A 16,529-nucleotide genomic window follows, 5' to 3' on the forward strand; every position below is an offset into this window, starting at 1 on the left:
CCAGCGAGGCGCGGGCCCAGCCGCAATCATCGCCGGAAATGAAAACACCCGCCTGGGCGGGTGTCGGTCCGGCGCATGCCGCGGGGCAGGGCGCCGGTCAGCGCCGGGCGGCGACCTCGGTGGCGCGCACCTGCGCGGCGACCTTGTCGAGCACGCCGTTGACGTACTTGTAGCCTTCGACGCCGCCAAAGGTCTTGGTCAGCTCGACGGCCTCGTTGATGACGACCTTGTACGGGATGTCGATGCAGTGCACCAGCTCGTAGCTGCCGATCAGCAGCGCGGCGCGCTCGACCGGGGACAGCTCGTCGACGGTGCGGTCCAGGAACGGCGAGAAGGCCGCGGTCAGCCGTTCTTCCTCGCGCACGGCGCCGTTGAGCAGCGCGTCGAAATGTTCGCGGTCGGCCTTGTTGAAGCCTTGCGCATCGTGCAGATGGGCCTGGATCGCGCCGATGTCGTTGCGGTTCAGCAGCCACTGGTACAGGCCCTGCAGCGCCAGTTCGCGCGAGCGGCGGCGCGCGCTCTTGGGCGGCGCCTTGGCGTCGGAGCGGCCGGACTTGGCGGCAGGCTTGCCGCCCTGTGCTGCATCACTCATCGTCGTCCTCGTCCTCGTCCTCGTCGTCCTGGCCGCGCAGCGAATCGAGCGCCGCCACCAGGTTCGCCATTTCCACCGCGGCACGCGCGCAGTCGCGACCCTTCTCGCGGGTGCGGGCATGGGCCTGGGCGTCGGTATCGACGGTCAGGATGCCGTTGGCGATCGGCAGGTTGAAGTCCAGGCCGACGCGCGTGATGCCCGCGCCCGACTCGTTCGAAACCAGTTCGAAGTGGTAGGTTTCGCCGCGCACCACGGCGCCCAGCGCGATCAGCGCGTCGAACTGGCCGCTCTCGGCCATCTTCTGCAGCGCCAGCGGGACTTCGAGTGCGCCGGGCACCGTCACCACCAGCGTGTCTTCGCCTTCGATGCCCAGCTTTTCCAGCTCGGCCAGGCAGGCTTCACGCAGTTCGTCGCAGACCGGCTCGTTGAAACGCGCCTGCACGATGCCGATGCGCAGGCCTTCGCCGTCGAGGTTGCTCGGGTAGAAACCGTGATCCATATCGTTCTCCAGGGTTCGGTGGGCAGCCGTGCCCGGGATGGGCCGGCCGCTGGTGTTGGGGGGACGCTCAGTCGTCGTCGCCGTTCATCGGCTGGTAGCCGGTCACTTCGAGATCGTAGCCGGTCATGCTGGGCATCTTGCGCGGCGAGGCCAGCACGCGCATCTTGCCGACGCCCACGTCGCGCAGGATCTGCGCGCCGATGCCGTAGGTGCGCAGGTCCGGCTTGCGCGGGGCGCGCGTCTGGGGCTCGTCCAGCGCGCTGAATTGCGCGAACAGCCGCTCGGCGCTGTCGCCGCAGTTCAGCAGCACCATCACGCCGCTGTCGGCCGCGCCGATCGCCTCGAGCGAGGCCGGCACGGTCCACGAGTGGGTGGTGCGGGAGACTTCGAGCAGGTCCAGCACCGACAGCGGCTCGTGCACGCGCACCAGCGTTTCGCGGTCGGGCTGCGGTTCGCCCTTGATCAGCGCCAGATGGGCGTGGCCGCTGGGCTTGTCGCGGTAGGCGATGCTGCGGAAGGTGCCGTACGGCGTCTGCATGGTGCGCTCGCCGACGCGGTCGACGATGCATTCGGTGCGGCTGCGGTAGTGGATCAGGTCGGCGATGGTGCCGATCTTCAGGCCGTGCAGCTCGGCGAATTCGATCAGGTCCGGCAGCCGCGCCATGGTGCCGTCGTCCTTCATGATTTCGCAGATCACCGCGGCCGGGGTCACGCCGGCCAGCGCGGCCAGGTCGCAGCCCGCCTCGGTATGGCCGGCGCGCATCAGCACGCCGCCGGGCTGGGCGGTCAGCGGGAAGATGTGACCGGGCTGGACCAGATCGCTGGGCCTGGCGTCGCGCGCGACGGCGGCCTGCACGGTGCGGGCGCGGTCGGCCGCCGAAATGCCGGTGGTCACGCCTTCGGCCGCCTCGATCGACACCGTGAAGGCGGTGCCGTGCGGGGTGCCGTTGCGGCTGACCATCGGATGCAGTTCCAGCTGGCGGCAGCGCTCGGGCGTCAGCGTCAGGCAGATCAGGCCGCGGCCGTACTTGGCCATGAAGTTGATCGCCTCGGGCGTGACGAAGTCGGCCGCCAGCACCAGATCCCCCTCGTTCTCGCGGTCTTCCTCGTCGACCAGGATAACCATGCGGCCGGCACGGATCTCGGCAATGATGTCTTCGGTTGGGGCGATCGTCATGAGGTAGGCAAAGGAAAGTCTGGCGGGGGCGGCCCCGGGGCGGTGCCCGTGAGGCGACTGCGGCGCGCCGGGGCGGCGCGCGGTTTAACCCGGCATTGTACGCGATGCGAGCCGGGGGCAAGGGGCCCGGCGCCGGGCCTGGGCCTCGGCAGCCGGGCCGGCCTGCGCGGCCGGTGCCGGCCGTCAGAGGCGTTCGCCTGCCTTGCCCTCGGCGTTCAGCATCCGCTCGACATAGCGGGCGATCAGGTCGATCTCCAGATTGACCTTCGCGCCTGGGCGCAGGTCCTGCAGCGTGGTCACCTCGATCGTGTGGGGGATCAGGTTGATCGAGAATTCGCAGCCGTCGGGCTGGTCGGCCACGCGGTTGACCGTCAGCGAGACGCCGTTGACCACCACCGAGCCCTTGTAGGCCAGATAGCGCGCCAGCTCGCGCGGCGCCTTGACGCGCAGCTCGTGCGATTCGCCGACCGGCGCGAAATGGGTGACCTCGCCCAGGCCGTCGACATGGCCGGACACCAGGTGGCCGCCTAGCCGGTCGGCCAGCCGCAGCGCCTTTTCCAGATTGACGCGGCCAGGCTGCGCGAGGCCGGTGGTCTTGTCCAGCGATTCGCGCGAGACCTCGACGTCGAACCGGCCGGGCTGCAGCGCCACCACGGTCATGCAGGCGCCCTGGATGGCGATGCTGTCGCCGATCTGCACGTCGGACAGGTCGAGCCCGCCCGCGTCGATCTGCAGCCGTACGCCGGCGTCATTGGAGTTCTGGTCGCCCAGCGGCGTCACGGAGTCGATGCGGCCGACGGCCGCCACAATGCCAGTAAACATGGTCTGGTCAGCAGGGAGAGAGAAGGGGAAAGCGAAAGGGGGAAGCGAAAGCGGCATGCTGGCGGCCCGAAGAATGACGTGCCGCTCAGCTCGCCGGATGGCGGCGCGCGATCAGCCGCAGGTCGTCGCCGACCTGCCGCACGTCGTGCCAGCGGAAGGCCGGCGCGTCCTGCAGCCGGGCCAGCGGCGGCAGGTTGAACATGCCCTGGGCGTCGCCGAGCAGCCGGGGCGCCAGATAGATCAGCAATTCGTCGGCGCAGCCCTCGCGGATCAGCGACCCGTTGAGCTTGAAGCCGGCCTCGACATGCAGCTCGTTGATGCCGCGCCGGCCCAGTTCCTCCAGCATGCGGCGCAGCTCGACCTTGCCGTGCGCGTTGGGCAGCACCACCACTTCGGCGCCGCGTGCCTCCAGCGCGCTGCGGCGCGCGCGGTCGTCGATCGCACAGAACACCAGTACGGGTTTGGCGAAATCCCCGGTGTCCGGCGCCAGCATGCGGGCGTCCAGTGGCACCTCCAGGCGCGAGTCGATCAGCACGCGCTGCGGCTGGCGAGGCGTGTCGACGGCGCGCACGGTCAGTTGCGGGTCGTCGTCGCGCACCGTGCCGATGCCGGTCAGGATCGCGCAGGCGCGGGCACGCCAGGCATGGCCATCGTCGCGTGCGGCCTGGCCGGTGATCCACTGGCTGGTGCCGTCGTGCAGCGCGGTGCCGCCATCGAGCGAGGCGGCGACCTTGACGCGGACCCACGGCAGCCCTCGCGTCATGCGCGAGACGAAGCCGATATTCAGATCGCGCGCCTCCTTCTCCAGCAGGCCGCAGCGCACGTCGATGCCGGCATCGCGCAGCCGCTGCAGGCCGCGTCCCGATACCGTGGGATTCGGATCCTCCATCGCCGCGACCACGCGCTTGACGCCGGCGCGCACCAGCGCGTCGGCGCACGGCGGTGTCCGGCCGAAATGGCTGCATGGCTCGAGCGTGACGTAGGCGGTCGCCCCGGCAGCATCGATGCCGCGCGCGGCGGCGTTTTTCAGCGCCTGGATCTCCGCATGGTCCTGGCCCGCGGGCTGCGTATAGCCTTCGCCGATCACCTTGCCGCCCTTGGTCAGCACACAGCCCACGCGCGGGTTCGGCGTGGTGATGAACATGCCGCGCGCGGCCAGCGCGAGGGCCTGCTGCATGGCGGCGTGATCGGTTTCGGAGAACATGAGTGGGCGGTTTCCTGCCGGTTGTCTTGACGGGGTGACTGGCGCGATGGGCTGGCGCGATGGACTGGCGTATTGCTCTGGCGTAGTTGGCTCGCGTGGTCGGATCCGGCATGCCGGGCCGCGCTTCGGGGCCCGCGTGGCTCAGGGCCCGGCGTCGGTCCGGCTGTCGCAGTCGGTGTCCTGCCCGGGCGTACAGATGCGCAGGCGGCCCAGCGCGCCGAGCCTGACCTGACGCTGCGCGTGGCCGCAGCGCAGGGTAAAGGTGGCGGCATAGAAGCCGCCACGTTCCGACCGAGAGTATCCCACAGGAGCCAGCCGCAGCGCGTGGCTGCCGTCCGTGGCGCGCAGCGCGACGCGCAGGCAGCCGGCGCCGAGGGTCACCACGGACAGCGCGGGGGCCTCGCCGATCTCGTTGGCCTCATTGGGCTCATTGGGCTCTCCGGCGACGATGCGCCAGCCGCGCGAGAAGTCGGGGAAGCCTTGACGCGGCGACAGCAGGACGTTGCCGCGCCTGGCCAGCGCGAATTCGCGCGCCGTCTCGATCGAGGCCACCAGCAGGTCGGCGGCGACGCGGACCTGCTGGCGCTCCAGCGCATCGCGATACGACGGATAGCCGGCGGCGGAGAGCATTGCCGTGATGGCAAGCGCGGCCAGCGATTCGATCAGCGTGGTCCCCGTATTGCCTGCGCCGTGCCGCCGGCGATCGCCGCGCCGCGCGCTCAGCACCCTGCGGGCCATGGTACGGGGCCCGCCATGTCCGCCGATTCGATCAGCCACTCCCCGCCGCTGCGCAGGATCAGCGTGCCGCAGGCGGGGTCCGGCCATTGGGGCGCGGCATGCAGTTCGATGCAACGGTCGAGGCCGGCATCGGTGCAGGGCAGCGCCGCGAGACGGTATTGCGGTTGCGCCGGCGGCGCCGGCAGCCACTGTGGCCAGGTTCCGGCCGGCCGGCGCCCGCCGTCGTCGGCAAAGCTGCCGCGGGCCATCGCGTGGCGCTGCAGCTCGAGCATCGCCGCGATCATCGCGGTGCGCGCCTGCACGCGCCAGCTGCGCTGCAGATGCCGATGCCAGCTGGCGGCCGCGAGGCCGGCAACGATGGCAGCGATGGTGATCGCCACCAACAGCTCGATCAGTGTGAAGGCGGCGGGGCGGGGCACGATCATGGCGGATATGGCGGCACGAGTTCGCGCCAGCCCAGGCGCCGGATGCCGGCGGGTCCCGGCTGGCTTGCGGCGCCGTCGCGTGGAGACGGATCGATCCATTCGGTTTGCAGCACGACACGGGCGGCAGGATCGCGTCCCTGGCCCAGTGCGGTGATGCGGTAGCGCTGCGCGTGCACGCCGGCGGGCGCCGATGCGCCGGTTTCCTTTTGCGGCAGCCGTTCGATCAGATAGCGCGGCACCGTGGTCGCACCGGCCATCTCCGCAGGGATGACGGGCAGCGTCGCGCCGGTCGCCGATCCGATCGGGATGCCGATGTCGTCGGCAGGCGGGCCCACCCCCATCCAGGCCCGCCACGGCGGCGGCTGCCCCACGGCGGCGCTGCACAAGCCGCGCTGCGCCTGCGTGCCGCAACGACCGGGCGCAGGCCAGGCCGATGCCGCGCTGGCCGCGGCGCTGGCCGCCACCTTCGTGTTGCCGCGCAGATCGTGCTCGCCATCGGTCAGTGCAAGCTCGGCGTTGCGCAACGCAATCTCGCGTTCGAGCCGCTGGCCGATCGCCTGATGTCCTGCCAGCAGCAGCACGAACAGCGCCCCGGCCAGGGCCAGCGTCAGCGTCGACATCACGACCACGGAAATCAGCGTGATGGCGCCGCGTTCAGCTTGCCGAGACATCGCCTCGTCCTTGGCTTTCAACATGGCGACCCCGCGCAGAACGGCGCATTGCGCAGCCATACCGTGGTGGCGAAGACCCGCCTCGATGCGTTGGGCCGGGAGCGCGGCCGGAACACGATATCGTCGCCCTGCTCACCGGCCATGCGCGCGGGCAGCAGAGGCAGCATCGGCCGCGGCGCAGCATCCGTGCCGGCACCGGTGCGCAGCACCAGCGCGATCTGCACGGCCAACACGCTGCACCACGCACCGGGTCCGGCCACGGCAAGCTCGCTGGCGCGCAGGAAGGCGTCGACGCGGCCATCGCCATCGCGGTCGATGCCATAGCGCAGCTGCAGGGTCTCGACGCCGCGGGCCAGCGCCCCTGTGCTCCAGGTCCTGCCAGCGCTGCCGCCACCGTTGCCTCCATCGCCGCGCCCCGGGTAGCGGCACAGCAACTGCGGCTCGCCGTCGGCACCGTCGGCGACGTACAGCAGATTGGCGGTCAGATAGTCCGCCGCTGGCGGCGCCGATGCCGGCCTGGTCGCAACAGGGGCGGCCGCGATGGGGACGGGGTATCCGCTGCAGTCGGTCAGATAGCGGTCCGGCAGCGCCGGATCGCCGGCCGGATGATCGCCGCCGAAGCGGATCAGCAGCGCATCGCTGCCGGCGACGCCGGGTTTGTCGCAAGCGAGCGTGCCGCCGAGCCTCGGTTGGCCGCAGTCGTCGCGGCCGCTCAGCGGCGGAGGCAGGGCAGTGGTCGGATCCGGATGCCAGCCCGCGTGGCGCAGCAGCGTGGCAATCGCGTCGAGCAGGGCGGCGCCGCGCTGTTCGAGCTCGCGCTGCTCGGCCGCGATTGCGTAGGCGGAACGCACCGTCAGGAAGACCGTCACCGCAGCGCCGGTCGCCAGCGTGCCGAGCAGCAGGCCGACCATCACGTCGACCAGCGACGATCCGGCGGGCATACGCGCACGCCGTGGCATCGCCCTGCCGCGGCCCGCGGCCGATGAGGACGTGGGCCCGCCGAGCACGATCGCACTCATGGCCGCAGCCGCAGCGCGATCGCGCGCAACGCGGCCCGGGAATGGGCGACGCCGGCCTCGCTGCGCGAGCCTGGCGATGAAGCCAGGGGGCCGACCACGACGACGCGCTGGCCGGCCGGACAGTCGGACTGCGCCGCGTCGGCCGGTACCGATGCGCACCAGCGTGGCGCCGGCAGGCCGCCGGCTTGCGAGACTGCCGGAAGCCTGGCGGGATCGGGTAGCGCATCCGGCCCCGCCAGCCCGGCGAGTTCCGCGCCCTCGCCGGCGAGCCGCAGCGCCTGGCCGATCAGCAAGGGATCACGCCACCATTGCAGCGCGGCCGGGCCGAGCCGGGCCAGCGGCAGCAGGCCGATGCCCAGCACCGCCAGTGCGATCAACGATTCGATCAGCAGGTAGCCGCGGCGCCGCACGCGCCCGCCAGCAGATCGGTAGAGAAAGGAAGGGGAAGCCGCCGAAGGGATCGCAACCATCGCTCTGGTCCTGTGCGTGACAAGCGGGGACCAGAGTAATCGTCAGCGGGCGGAGATCCGGTGTCGAATCGTGGAGGATTCGACAAGGTTTGCAACAGCGGCAAGGCTGGCCGCAACGGCGGCGGCAACGACCATGAGCAAGGCCGCTGCGCCCCTGGGCGCCACCTCAGCGCTTGCCGTTGGGCGAGCTGACCTCGGCCAGCACGTCGGAGAACTCGGACACGTCCTCGAAGCTGCGATAGACCGAAGCGAATCGGATATAGGCGATCTTGTCGAGCTTGCGCAGTTCGCGCATCACCAGTTCGCCGACCTGGCTGCTCGGGATTTCCTTCTGTCCCAGCGCCAGCAGCTTTTCCTCGATGCGCGCGATCGCCTCGTCGATGGCCTCGGCCGACACCGGCCGCTTGCGCAGCGCGAGCCGCATCGAATCCTTCAGCTTGCTGCGCGCGTAATCGACGCGGCTGCCGTTCTTCTTGACGATGGCCGGGAAGAACAGCTCGATCCGCTCATAGGTGGTGAAGCGCCGGTCGCAGGCCTCGCAACGGCGGCGCCGGCGCACGGTGTCGCCTTCCTCGGACATGCGGGTGTCGAGCACCTGGGTATTGGAGTGACCGCAGAAGGGACATTTCATCGGACCACCTGGAGGCGGAGGTTGAGCGGCCGCGCGCCGCCGGCAATCGGCGGCGCGCGGCGACGGCCGATCAGCCGTAGACCGGGAAGCGCTTGGTCAGCGCCGCGACCTGCTCGCGCACGCGCGCAATGTTGGCGGCGTCGTGCGGGTTGTCCAGCACGTCGGCGATCAGGTTGGCGACCTGGCGCGCTTCCTCTTCCTTGAAGCCGCGCGTGGTCATCGCCGGCGAGCCCAGGCGGATGCCCGAGGTCACGAACGGCTTTTCCGGATCGTTCGGGATCGCGTTCTTGTTGACCGTGATATGGGCGTCGCCGAGGATCTTCTCGGCTTCCTTGCCGGTGATCTGCTTGGCGCGCAGGTCGACCAGCATCACGTGGCTCTCGGTGCGGCCCGAGACGATGCGCAGGCCGCGCGCGATCAGCGTGTCGGCCAGCGCCTGGGCGTTCTTGACGACCTGCTGCTGATAGGCCTTGAACTCCGGCGACAGCGCTTCCTTGAACGCGACCGCCTTGCCGGCGATCACGTGCATCAGCGGGCCGCCCTGGATGCCGGGGAAGATCGCCGAGTTGATGGCCTTCTCATGTTCGGCCTTCATCAGGATCACGCCGCCGCGCGGGCCGCGCAGGCTCTTGTGCGTGGTGGTGGTGACGAAGTCCGCGTGCGGCACCGGGTTCGGGTAGACGCCAGCGGCGATCAGGCCTGCGTAGTGCGCCATGTCGACCATGAAATAGGCGCCGACCGACCTGGCCACCGCGGCGATGCGCTCGAAGTCGATGCGCAGCGAGAAGGCCGACGCGCCGGCGATGATCAGCTTCGGCTTCTTTTCCTGGGCCAGCTTTTCCAGCGCGCCGTAGTCGATGTCCTCGTCGGCGTTCAGGCCGTAGCTGACCACGTTGAACCACTTGCCGCTCATGTTCAGCGCCATGCCGTGGGTCAGGTGGCCGCCTTCGGCCAGGCTCATGCCCATGATCGTGTCGCCCGGCTTGAGCACGGCGAAGAACACGCCCTGGTTGGCCTGCGAGCCCGAATTCGGCTGCACGTTGGCGGCCTCGGCGCCGAACAGCTGCTTGACGCGATCGATCGCCAGCTGCTCGACGACGTCGACATATTCGCAGCCGCCGTAATAGCGCTTGCCGGGATAGCCCTCGGCGTACTTGTTGGTCAACTGCGACCCCTGGGCAGCCATCACGGCCGGCGAGGTGTAGTTCTCGGAGGCGATCAGCTCGATATGGTCTTCCTGGCGCTGATTTTCCTGCTGGATGGCGGACCAGAGTTCGGGATCGATCTGATCGATCGTGTAGCGGCTGCGTTCGAACATGGCGAGACTCGTCTGTAGAAGGATCGGTGAAAACCGTGCAATGACGGCGGATTGACCGAAGAATACGGGAACGGAACGACGGTAGGGCGCGCGGGGAAGACGCATGCGAACCGCGTCGCCGGCCTGGGCGCAGGGCCCGGGACTGGCGGCGCAGGGCGCACCCTGCTTCCCATTCGCTGGCCCAGGCGAGCGGCAGGCGCGGCGGCCATCGCAAGGGCCGGGGCCGGGCATCGCGCCTGGCATCGGACCGCTTCCGGTGGCGTGGCGCCAGAGATCTTGCGCTTCCTCGTGGTAGTACCCACTGACTTCGCCAGTCGCGCAAGGTGGAATGGTTGGCCGGAGTTTACGCGAGGCCCCGGCTCGCCGCAAGCCGGCCGGGCGGCCTGTGGCGGGGCCCGGCGGGCTGGAAGGGGGGCGCTCGTCTGTAGGACGCCCCGGCGTTGCGTTGTCGGACGCCGTGTGACACCGAAGCCGCGCCCGCGTCCGTTACAATCGCGGCCATGACGAATTTCGTATGGCCCCTGCGCGTCTACTGGGAAGACACCGACGCCGGCGGGGTGGTGTTCTACGCCAACTACCTCAAGTTTTTCGAACGCGCGCGCACCGAATGGCTGCGCGCGCTCGGCATCGAGCAGCAGGCCCTCGCCGACGAATCCGGCGTGGTCTTTGTCGTGCGCAGCACGGCGGTGGAATACAATGCGCCCGCCCGGCTGGACGATCTGCTGGAGATCCGCACCCGTATTGAACGGGTCGGGCCGGCCTCGGTCCAATTCGCCCAGGAAGCGTGGCGCGGGCCGCTGATGCTGGCCGCGGGCACGATCCGGGTGGGATGCGTGGACCGCGACAGCTTCCGCCCGGCCCCGATTCCCGCACCAGTCCTCGCAACCATCAAGACCGCTCGATGAATCCCGTGACCGTCACGCAAGACATGTCGATCCTTACGCTGGTGATGCACGCCAGCTTCCTGGCGCAGGCCGTGATGGCCTTGCTGGTCGTCATGTCGTTGTTCTCCTGGACCTATATTTTCCGCAAGCACATGGCGCTGCGCGCCGCGCGCACCCAGACCGAAGGCTTCGAGCGCGATTTCTGGGCGGGCGGCGATCTGCAGGCGCTGTATCACAGCGCGGCCAACAACCGGCACAGCACCGGCGCGCTCGAGCGGATCTTTGAGTCCGGCATGGGCGAATACCTGAAGGCGCGCGAGCGCAGCAACGATGCCGGCGCGCTGCTCGACGCGGCCCGCCGCGCGATGCGCGCCGCCTACCAGCGCGAGATGGACGTGCTCGAGTCCCACCTGCCGTTCCTGGCCTCGGTCGGCTCGGTCAGCCCGTACATCGGCCTGTTCGGCACGGTCTGGGGGATCATGAACGCGTTCCGCGGCCTGTCCAACGTCCAGCAGGCCACGCTGGCCTCGGTCGCACCGGGCATCGCCGAAGCGCTGGTGGCCACCGCGATCGGCCTGTTCGCGGCGATCCCCGCGGTGATCGCGTACAACCGCTACGCGACCGAGATCGACCGGCTGGCGATCCGCTTCGAGAGCTTCATGGAAGAATTCCTCAACATCCTGCAGCGGCAGACCCGCTGAAGGCCAGGCCAAGGAGAAGCGCAGCATGGCAGCCATTCAGCGCCGCGGCGGCTCGCGCCGCCGGGCCAGCGCCGACATCAACGTCGTGCCGTATATCGACGTGATGCTGGTTCTGCTCGTCATCTTCATGGTGGCGGCGCCGATCGTCAGCCCCGCCGTGGTGGACCTGCCGACCGTGGCCGACGCCACGCCGCAGCAGAAGACCCCGCCGATCGTCGTCACCGTGCACGAGGACGGCACGCTGACCGCGCGCGGCAAGAATCCCGAGGGCGGATCGTTCGAGCGCAAGCTCGACACCCAGGGCCTGCTGGACTTCGTGCACCAGCGCCAGAACGAGAACCCGGACCAGCCGGTGGTGATCGCCGCCGCCCGTGCGGTCAAGTACGAGGCGGTGCTCGACGTGATGTCCGAACTGAAGGCCGATGGCGTCAAGCGCGTCGGCCTGATGGTCAAGTCCAAGTAACCGCTGGATGACGACCGGATGTCGCCCGGAACCCTGCCGTTAGCCTTTCCGATGAAGACCGCCGACTCCTACCCGTATCAGCCGGTCAAGGAACGCGGCACGCTGCGCTCCTTCCTGCTGGCGCTCTTCATGCATCTGCTGCTGGGCATCGTGCTGTACTACGGTGTCAACTGGCAGATCAGCACCCCGGCCGGCGTCGAAGCCGAGCTGTGGGAGGAAGTCCCCGATACTCCGGCTCCCGAGCCGGCTCCGCGGCCCCAGCCCCAGCCGACCCCGGCGCCGCCGGCGCCCGTGGCGCAGCCCAGGCCCGAAGAGGACGCCGACATCGCGCTCGAGCGCCAGAAGCGCCGCGAGGCCGAGGCGCGCGAGGCCGCGCGCAAGCAGGCCGAGCTGAAGGCGCGCCAGGAGCGCGAGGAACGCGAGGCGGCCGAGCGCCGCGAGGCGCAGCGCAAGGAAGAACAACGCAAGGAAGCCCTGCGCAAGGAAGAGCAGCGCAAGGAAGAACAGCGCAAGGAAGAGCAGCGGAAAGAGGCCCAGCGCAAGGAAGACCAGAAGCGCGCCGACGAGCAGAAGCGCAAGGAACAGGCCGAGCGCGAACGCAAGGAAGAGCAGGCGAAGAAGGCCAAGGCGGATGCCGAGGCCAAGGCCAAGGCCGACGCGGAGGCGAAGGCCAGGCGCGAGGCCGCCGCCAACGCGCAGCGCCAGGCCGAACTGGCCCGCCTGAAGGCGCTCGCTGGCGGCAGCGGCTCCGGCGGCGGCACCTCGGACAACGCCGGCTCGGGCGGCCGCGCCTCGCCGGGCTATGCCGACAAGGTACGCCGCCGGGTCAAGCCGAACATCGTGTTCACCGAGGACGTGCAGGGCAACCCGACCGCCGTGGTGTCGGTGTCGCTGGCGCCGGACGGTTCGCTGCTGTCGGCCCGCCTGTCCAAGTCCAGCGGCAATTCGGCCTGGGACAACGCCGTGCTGCGCGCGGTCGAGCGTTCCGACCCGCTGCCGCGCGACGACAACGGCAAGGCACCGTCCAGCTTCACGATCACCTTCCGGCCCAAGGACTGAGCCGGGGAAGCGGGGAAGCGTATGATTTGCAACATAGTGCAACCGGGATCGCTGGCCGCGGGGCGGCTGGCTACCATCGACGGTTGCCTGGCGCGGCCCGGCGGCGCCTCGCTCCGCGCGCCGTTGCCGACGCGTCCGATCATCGATTGACGATCTCGATATAGATAGAGGAGCAGCATGCGATCGCTATTGACCCCGCTTTGGGCCCCGCTTTTGGCTCATTTGGCCCGTCCGGCCCATGGGGGCTTCGCCTATCGGGCGGCCGACGCCCGCCAACGCACCCCAGCGGCCTCGCTCGCCAGCCGGCGCACCGCCCGTTCGGCCGTGCTGGCCTGGATCACGATGGCGCTGGCCATGATGCTGACGATGGGCACCGCCCACGCCCAGCTGAACGTCGAAATCTCCGGCGTCGGCTCCAGCCAGTTCCCGATCGCCGTCGCCAACTTCCAGAATGAAGGCGCGGCGCCGACCAACCTGACGGCGATCATCCGCGCCGACCTGCAGCGCAGCGGCCGCTTCCGCAACGTCGACGTGGCCGGCGCGACCGTGCCCGAGACCGCCAACGTCGACCTGGCCGGCTGGAAGACCCGCGGCGCCGACGCCTTCGTGGCCGGCAGCGTCACGCCGGCCGGCGGCGGCCGCTACGAGGTCCGCTTCCGCCTGTACGACACCGTCAAGGGCGCCAGCCTGGGCGGCCTGGCCTTTACCGTCGGCCAGGACCAGCTGCGCGTGACCGCGCACAAGATTGCCGACTATATCTACGAGAAGCTGCTGGGCGAGCGCGGCGTGTTCGCGACCCGTCTGTCCTACGTCTCGCGCGTCGGCAACCGCTTCCAGCTGCTGATCTCGGACTCCGACGGCCAGAATTCGCGCGTCGCGCTGACCAGCAACGAGCCGATCATCTCGCCGTCGTGGTCGCCGGATGGCGCCAAGGTGGCCTACGTCTCGTTCGAGGCGAAGAAGCCGGTCGTCTATGTCCATGACCTGGCCACGGGCCGCCGCACGCTGGTGTCGAACCAGAAGGGCAACAACAGCGCGCCGGCATGGTCGCCGGATGGCCGCCATCTGGCGCTGGCGCTGTCGCGCGACGGCAATACGCAGATCTATCAGGTCAACGCCGACGGTTCGGGGCTGCGCCGCCTGAGCCGCAGCAGCGCGATCGATACCGAGCCGCAGTATTCGCCGGACGGCCGCCATATCTACTTCACCAGCGACCGCGGCGGCGCGCCGCAGATCTACCGCATGCCGGCCGCCGGCGAGGAGTCGGGCGCGGCGCAGCGCGTGACCTTCAAGGGCAACTACAACGTCAGCCCGCGGGTTTCGCCGGACGGCAAGCAACTGGCGTACATTAGCCGCGGCGGTGGCTTCAAGCTGCAGCTGATGGACCTGGGCAGCGGCGATGTCACCGCGCTGACCGATACGGCCAACGACGAGGCGCCCAGCTTCGCGGCCAACGGCAAGTACATTCTCTACGCCACTCGCGTCGGCGGTCGCGCGGTGCTGGCGGCGGTGTCGACCGATGGACGTACCAAGCAGGTTTTGTCGCTCCAGTCCGGCGAGGTTCGCGAGCCGTCCTGGGGACCCTTCATGCAATAACAGAAACAGGAGCCTCCTACCATGTCCAACATGATGACCAAGTCTCTCGCCATCGCCGTTCTGCTGACCCTCGGCGCCTGCTCGTCGGGCGTCAAGCTCGACGACTCCGCCAAGGCCGGCGCCGGCACCGGCGGCGCCGCGACCACCGACCCGCGCGCCGTCGCGCCGGTCGATGTCTCGCGCGATCCGCTGAACGACCCGAACAGCCCGCTGGCCCGCCGCAGCGTCTACTTCGACTTCGACAGCTACAGCGTCAAGCCGGAATACCAGGGCATGCTGAACGAGCACGCCAAGTACCTGCAGGGCAACCGCAGCCGCCGCATCCTGATCCAGGGCAACACCGACGAGCGCGGTACCAGCGAGTACAACCTGGCGCTGGGCCAGAAGCGTGCCGAGGCGGTGCGCCGTTCGCTGGCGACGATGGGCGTGCCCGAGAGCCAGATGGAAGCGGTCAGCCTGGGCAAGGAAAAGCCCAAGGCGCTGGGCCATGACGAAGCGTCGTGGGCCGAGAACCGCCGCGCCGATATCGTCTATTGATTCGCGTCCATTGATACCCTCTGGGTTCGTTTCGATCCGTTGATCCCGCGCTGAAGAAAGTCGATCCATGAAAGCACGCGTCTCTACCTTGTCGTGGCTAGTCGCCGCAGTTTGTGCCGGCCTGTTGCCGGTCGCCCAGGCGCAGGCCGGTGTCTTCGACGATGACGAGGCGCGTCGCGCCATCATCACGCTGCGAGAGCAGTTCAATGGCTTCCAGGCCACTGCCTCGCAGCGGATCGACCAGAACAGCCGCGCCCAGATCGATATCCAGAACCAGCTCGAAGGGCTGCGCCAGGAAGTGGCGCGCCTGCGGGGCCAGAACGAGGTGCTGCAGAACGAGGTAGCGAATCTGCAGCGCCAGCAGAAGGACTACTACGCGGACCTGGACGCGCGGCTCAAGAAGTTCGAGCCGCAGCAGGTCACCGTGGAAGGCCAGCAGGGGATGGCCCAGCCGGGCGAGAAGACCGAGTACGACGCCGCGCTCAAGCAGTTCCAGACCGGGGACTTCAAGGGCGCCGGCGCCAACTTCTCGGCCTTCATCAAGAAGTATCCGCAGAGCCCGTACCTGCCGCTGGCTCAGTACTGGCTGGGCAATTCGCTGTACGCCCAGCGCGACTACCGCGGCTCGATCACGGTGCTGCAGAACATGGTGCAGGCGAATCCGACGCACCCCAAGGTGCCCGACGCGATGATCGCGATCGCCAACAACCAGCTGGAGTCGAACCAGAAGGTGGCGGCGCGCAAGACGCTGGAGCAGGTGGTGGCCAAGTACCCCGGTACCGAAGGCGCCCAGGCGGCCAGCAACCGGTTGAAGACGCTGAAGTAGATCGCGCCCGACGTAGCGCGACTGCCCGGCGGCGACGCCGGCGTCCGAAGTGCCAAGGCCCGCGCGAGCGGGCCTTTTTTCGTGGTCGCGCTAAAATAACGGGTTACCCGATTTACTGCGAGGGCCGGTAGTCCTTCGCGCGCTACCCCGGCACACGCCCCCAAAGATGACCCAACGCGCAATCGTCCTGCTTTCCGGCGGTCTGGACTCCGCCACCGTGCTCGCCATGGCCAAGGCCCAGGGCTTCGAGACCTACGCGCTGTCGATGCGCTACGGCCAGCGGCATTCGTCGGAACTGGAGGCGGCCAAGCGGGTCGCCGCGGCGCTCGGCGCCAGGCGGCACGAGATCGTCGACCTGGACCTGCGCCGCTTCGGCGGCTCGGCGCTGACCGACGACGCGCTGGAGGTGCCGACCGACGGCGCGGCAGGCGGTATCCCGGTGACCTACGTGCCGGCGCGCAACACGATCATGCTGTCGCTGGCGCTCGGCTGGGCCGAGGCGATCGGCGGCCGCGACCTGTTCTTCGGCGCCAATGCGGTCGACTACTCGGGCTACCCCGATTGCCGTCCGGAATACGTGCAGGCCTACGAGGCGCTGGCGAATCTCGCCACCAAGGCCGGTGTCGAGGGTGAACGCATCCGCGTCCACGCGCCGATCATCGACATGACCAAGGCCGAGATCATCCAGGCCGGTGTCCGGCTCGGCGTCGACTACGGCATGACGGTGTCGTGCTACCAGGCCGACGAGCAGGGCCGTGCCTGCGGCGTCTGCGATTCCTGCCGGATCCGCCGTGCGGGATTCGAGGCCGCGGGCGTGCCCGACCCGACCCGATACCAGAACGCCGCGGCATCCTGACCGCAACCTGCAGCGTCGCGGTTCGCTCCGCTTGCTCCTTA

General features: G+C 69.3%; 20 protein-coding genes and 1 riboswitch. Of the genes, 8 read left to right on the top strand and 12 right to left on the bottom strand.

The window, feature by feature from the left end:
* Positions 1-97: 97 nt before the first annotated feature.
* From nusB to glyA, 12 genes are all read right to left on the bottom strand, one after another.
* Entirely contained in the window at positions 98-592 is a 495-nt protein-coding gene (gene nusB, locus FOB47_RS13125; protein ID WP_006579655.1) for a transcription antitermination factor NusB, read from the bottom strand.
* Positions 585-1,091, bottom strand: a complete 507-nt coding sequence (gene ribH / locus FOB47_RS13130) for a 6,7-dimethyl-8-ribityllumazine synthase (RefSeq protein ID WP_174781278.1) — start codon at positions 1,089-1,091, stop codon at positions 585-587. The genes nusB and ribH overlap by 8 nt, the downstream gene beginning before the upstream one ends.
* 67 nt (positions 1,092-1,158) lie before the next feature.
* Entirely contained in the window at positions 1,159-2,268 is a 1,110-nt protein-coding gene (ribBA, locus tag FOB47_RS13135; protein WP_053821207.1) for a bifunctional 3,4-dihydroxy-2-butanone-4-phosphate synthase/GTP cyclohydrolase II, read from the bottom strand.
* 183 nt (positions 2,269-2,451) lie between these two features.
* Positions 2,452-3,090 carry a riboflavin synthase gene (locus tag FOB47_RS13140; protein WP_174781279.1) on the bottom strand — a complete coding sequence of 213 codons (639 nt, stop codon included), beginning with the start codon at positions 3,088-3,090 and terminating at the stop codon, positions 2,452-2,454.
* A gap of 85 nt (positions 3,091-3,175) precedes the next feature.
* Positions 3,176-4,294, bottom strand: a complete 1,119-nt coding sequence (ribD, locus tag FOB47_RS13145; RefSeq protein ID WP_174781280.1) for a bifunctional diaminohydroxyphosphoribosylaminopyrimidine deaminase/5-amino-6-(5-phosphoribosylamino)uracil reductase RibD — start codon at positions 4,292-4,294, stop codon at positions 3,176-3,178.
* 141 nt (positions 4,295-4,435) lie between these two features.
* Positions 4,436-5,032, bottom strand: a complete 597-nt coding sequence (locus tag FOB47_RS13150) for a GspH/FimT family pseudopilin (RefSeq protein ID WP_174781281.1) — start codon at positions 5,030-5,032, stop codon at positions 4,436-4,438.
* The gene (locus FOB47_RS13155; protein ID WP_174781282.1) at positions 5,014-5,457 is read right to left on the bottom strand and encodes a type IV pilin protein; all 444 of its coding nucleotides are present in this window, start codon (positions 5,455-5,457) and stop codon (positions 5,014-5,016) included. The genes FOB47_RS13150 and FOB47_RS13155 overlap by 19 nt, the downstream gene beginning before the upstream one ends.
* Positions 5,454-6,128 carry a pilus assembly protein gene (locus FOB47_RS13160; RefSeq protein WP_174781283.1) on the bottom strand — a complete coding sequence of 225 codons (675 nt, stop codon included), beginning with the start codon at positions 6,126-6,128 and terminating at the stop codon, positions 5,454-5,456. The genes FOB47_RS13155 and FOB47_RS13160 overlap by 4 nt, the downstream gene beginning before the upstream one ends.
* 17 nt (positions 6,129-6,145) lie before the next feature.
* Positions 6,146-7,069 (bottom strand): PilW family protein, encoded by a 924-nt coding sequence (locus tag FOB47_RS13165; RefSeq protein ID WP_244959415.1) that lies wholly within the window; start codon positions 7,067-7,069, stop codon positions 6,146-6,148.
* Positions 7,070-7,143: 74 nt separating this feature from the next.
* Positions 7,144-7,617, bottom strand: a complete 474-nt coding sequence (locus FOB47_RS13170) for a type IV pilus modification PilV family protein (protein ID WP_174781284.1) — start codon at positions 7,615-7,617, stop codon at positions 7,144-7,146.
* A 166-nt stretch (positions 7,618-7,783) separates the two neighbouring features.
* A complete protein-coding gene (gene nrdR / locus FOB47_RS13175; protein WP_053821213.1) occupies positions 7,784-8,248 on the bottom strand; it encodes a transcriptional regulator NrdR in 465 nt (154 codons plus the stop codon).
* Between the two features lie 70 nt (positions 8,249-8,318).
* On the bottom strand, positions 8,319-9,566 hold the full coding sequence (glyA, locus tag FOB47_RS13180; RefSeq protein WP_053821214.1) for a serine hydroxymethyltransferase: 1,248 nt from the start codon (positions 9,564-9,566) through the stop codon (positions 8,319-8,321).
* Positions 9,567-9,793: 227 nt separating this feature from the next.
* Positions 9,794-9,894, bottom strand: a riboswitch (ZMP/ZTP riboswitch).
* A gap of 172 nt (positions 9,895-10,066) precedes the next feature.
* On the opposite strand from glyA, the gene ybgC reads away from it, so the two are divergent.
* The 8 genes from ybgC (at position 10,067) to queC (ending at position 16,488) form a co-directional block, all read left to right on the top strand.
* Positions 10,067-10,471 (top strand): tol-pal system-associated acyl-CoA thioesterase, encoded by a 405-nt coding sequence (gene ybgC, locus FOB47_RS13185; protein ID WP_053821215.1) that lies wholly within the window; start codon positions 10,067-10,069, stop codon positions 10,469-10,471.
* Positions 10,468-11,151 (top strand): protein TolQ, encoded by a 684-nt coding sequence (tolQ, locus tag FOB47_RS13190; RefSeq protein WP_023264902.1) that lies wholly within the window; start codon positions 10,468-10,470, stop codon positions 11,149-11,151. The genes ybgC and tolQ overlap by 4 nt, the downstream gene beginning before the upstream one ends.
* A 25-nt stretch (positions 11,152-11,176) precedes the next feature.
* The gene (gene tolR / locus FOB47_RS13195; protein ID WP_053821216.1) at positions 11,177-11,614 is read left to right on the top strand and encodes a protein TolR; all 438 of its coding nucleotides are present in this window, start codon (positions 11,177-11,179) and stop codon (positions 11,612-11,614) included.
* Positions 11,615-11,665: 51 nt separating this feature from the next.
* On the top strand, positions 11,666-12,673 hold the full coding sequence (tolA, locus tag FOB47_RS13200; protein WP_174781285.1) for a cell envelope integrity protein TolA: 1,008 nt from the start codon (positions 11,666-11,668) through the stop codon (positions 12,671-12,673).
* Positions 12,674-13,015: 342 nt separating this feature from the next.
* On the top strand, positions 13,016-14,269 hold the full coding sequence (gene tolB / locus FOB47_RS13205; protein ID WP_053823001.1) for a Tol-Pal system beta propeller repeat protein TolB: 1,254 nt from the start codon (positions 13,016-13,018) through the stop codon (positions 14,267-14,269).
* Between the two features lie 21 nt (positions 14,270-14,290).
* On the top strand, positions 14,291-14,806 hold the full coding sequence (gene pal, locus FOB47_RS13210; RefSeq protein ID WP_023264086.1) for a peptidoglycan-associated lipoprotein Pal: 516 nt from the start codon (positions 14,291-14,293) through the stop codon (positions 14,804-14,806).
* Between the two features lie 67 nt (positions 14,807-14,873).
* A complete protein-coding gene (gene ybgF, locus FOB47_RS13215) occupies positions 14,874-15,632 on the top strand; it encodes a tol-pal system protein YbgF (RefSeq protein ID WP_053821217.1) in 759 nt (252 codons plus the stop codon).
* A 166-nt stretch (positions 15,633-15,798) separates the two neighbouring features.
* Positions 15,799-16,488: a 7-cyano-7-deazaguanine synthase QueC gene (gene queC / locus FOB47_RS13220; protein WP_053821218.1), complete on the top strand. Its 690-nt coding sequence runs from the start codon at positions 15,799-15,801 to the stop codon at positions 16,486-16,488.
* Positions 16,489-16,529 lie beyond the last annotated feature (41 nt).

Source organism: Cupriavidus gilardii (assembly GCF_013347325.1).
Classification (GTDB): domain Bacteria; phylum Pseudomonadota; class Gammaproteobacteria; order Burkholderiales; family Burkholderiaceae; genus Cupriavidus; species Cupriavidus gilardii.

Excerpts from the sequence above, each read along its gene's own strand:
- nusB (WP_006579655.1), bottom strand. The coding sequence starts at position 592 with ATGAGTGATGCAGCACAGGGCGGCAAGCCTGCCGCCAAGTCCGGCCGC.
- ribH (WP_174781278.1), bottom strand. The coding sequence starts at position 1,091 with ATGGATCACGGTTTCTACCCGAGCAACCTCGACGGCGAAGGCCTGCGC.
- ribBA (WP_053821207.1), bottom strand. The coding sequence starts at position 2,268 with ATGACGATCGCCCCAACCGAAGACATCATTGCCGAGATCCGTGCCGGC.
- FOB47_RS13140 (WP_174781279.1), bottom strand. The coding sequence starts at position 3,090 with ATGTTTACTGGCATTGTGGCGGCCGTCGGCCGCATCGACTCCGTGACG.
- ribD (WP_174781280.1), bottom strand. The coding sequence starts at position 4,294 with ATGTTCTCCGAAACCGATCACGCCGCCATGCAGCAGGCCCTCGCGCTG.
- FOB47_RS13150 (WP_174781281.1), bottom strand. The coding sequence starts at position 5,032 with ATGGCCCGCAGGGTGCTGAGCGCGCGGCGCGGCGATCGCCGGCGGCAC.
- FOB47_RS13155 (WP_174781282.1), bottom strand. The coding sequence starts at position 5,457 with ATGATCGTGCCCCGCCCCGCCGCCTTCACACTGATCGAGCTGTTGGTG.
- FOB47_RS13160 (WP_174781283.1), bottom strand. The coding sequence starts at position 6,128 with ATGTCTCGGCAAGCTGAACGCGGCGCCATCACGCTGATTTCCGTGGTC.
- FOB47_RS13165 (WP_244959415.1), bottom strand. The coding sequence starts at position 7,069 with ATGCCCGCCGGATCGTCGCTGGTCGACGTGATGGTCGGCCTGCTGCTC.
- FOB47_RS13170 (WP_174781284.1), bottom strand. The coding sequence starts at position 7,617 with ATGGTTGCGATCCCTTCGGCGGCTTCCCCTTCCTTTCTCTACCGATCT.
- nrdR (WP_053821213.1), bottom strand. The coding sequence starts at position 8,248 with ATGAAATGTCCCTTCTGCGGTCACTCCAATACCCAGGTGCTCGACACC.
- glyA (WP_053821214.1), bottom strand. The coding sequence starts at position 9,566 with ATGTTCGAACGCAGCCGCTACACGATCGATCAGATCGATCCCGAACTC.
- ybgC (WP_053821215.1), top strand. The coding sequence starts at position 10,067 with ATGACGAATTTCGTATGGCCCCTGCGCGTCTACTGGGAAGACACCGAC.
- tolQ (WP_023264902.1), top strand. The coding sequence starts at position 10,468 with ATGAATCCCGTGACCGTCACGCAAGACATGTCGATCCTTACGCTGGTG.
- tolR (WP_053821216.1), top strand. The coding sequence starts at position 11,177 with ATGGCAGCCATTCAGCGCCGCGGCGGCTCGCGCCGCCGGGCCAGCGCC.
- tolA (WP_174781285.1), top strand. The coding sequence starts at position 11,666 with ATGAAGACCGCCGACTCCTACCCGTATCAGCCGGTCAAGGAACGCGGC.
- tolB (WP_053823001.1), top strand. The coding sequence starts at position 13,016 with ATGGCGCTGGCCATGATGCTGACGATGGGCACCGCCCACGCCCAGCTG.
- pal (WP_023264086.1), top strand. The coding sequence starts at position 14,291 with ATGTCCAACATGATGACCAAGTCTCTCGCCATCGCCGTTCTGCTGACC.
- ybgF (WP_053821217.1), top strand. The coding sequence starts at position 14,874 with ATGAAAGCACGCGTCTCTACCTTGTCGTGGCTAGTCGCCGCAGTTTGT.
- queC (WP_053821218.1), top strand. The coding sequence starts at position 15,799 with ATGACCCAACGCGCAATCGTCCTGCTTTCCGGCGGTCTGGACTCCGCC.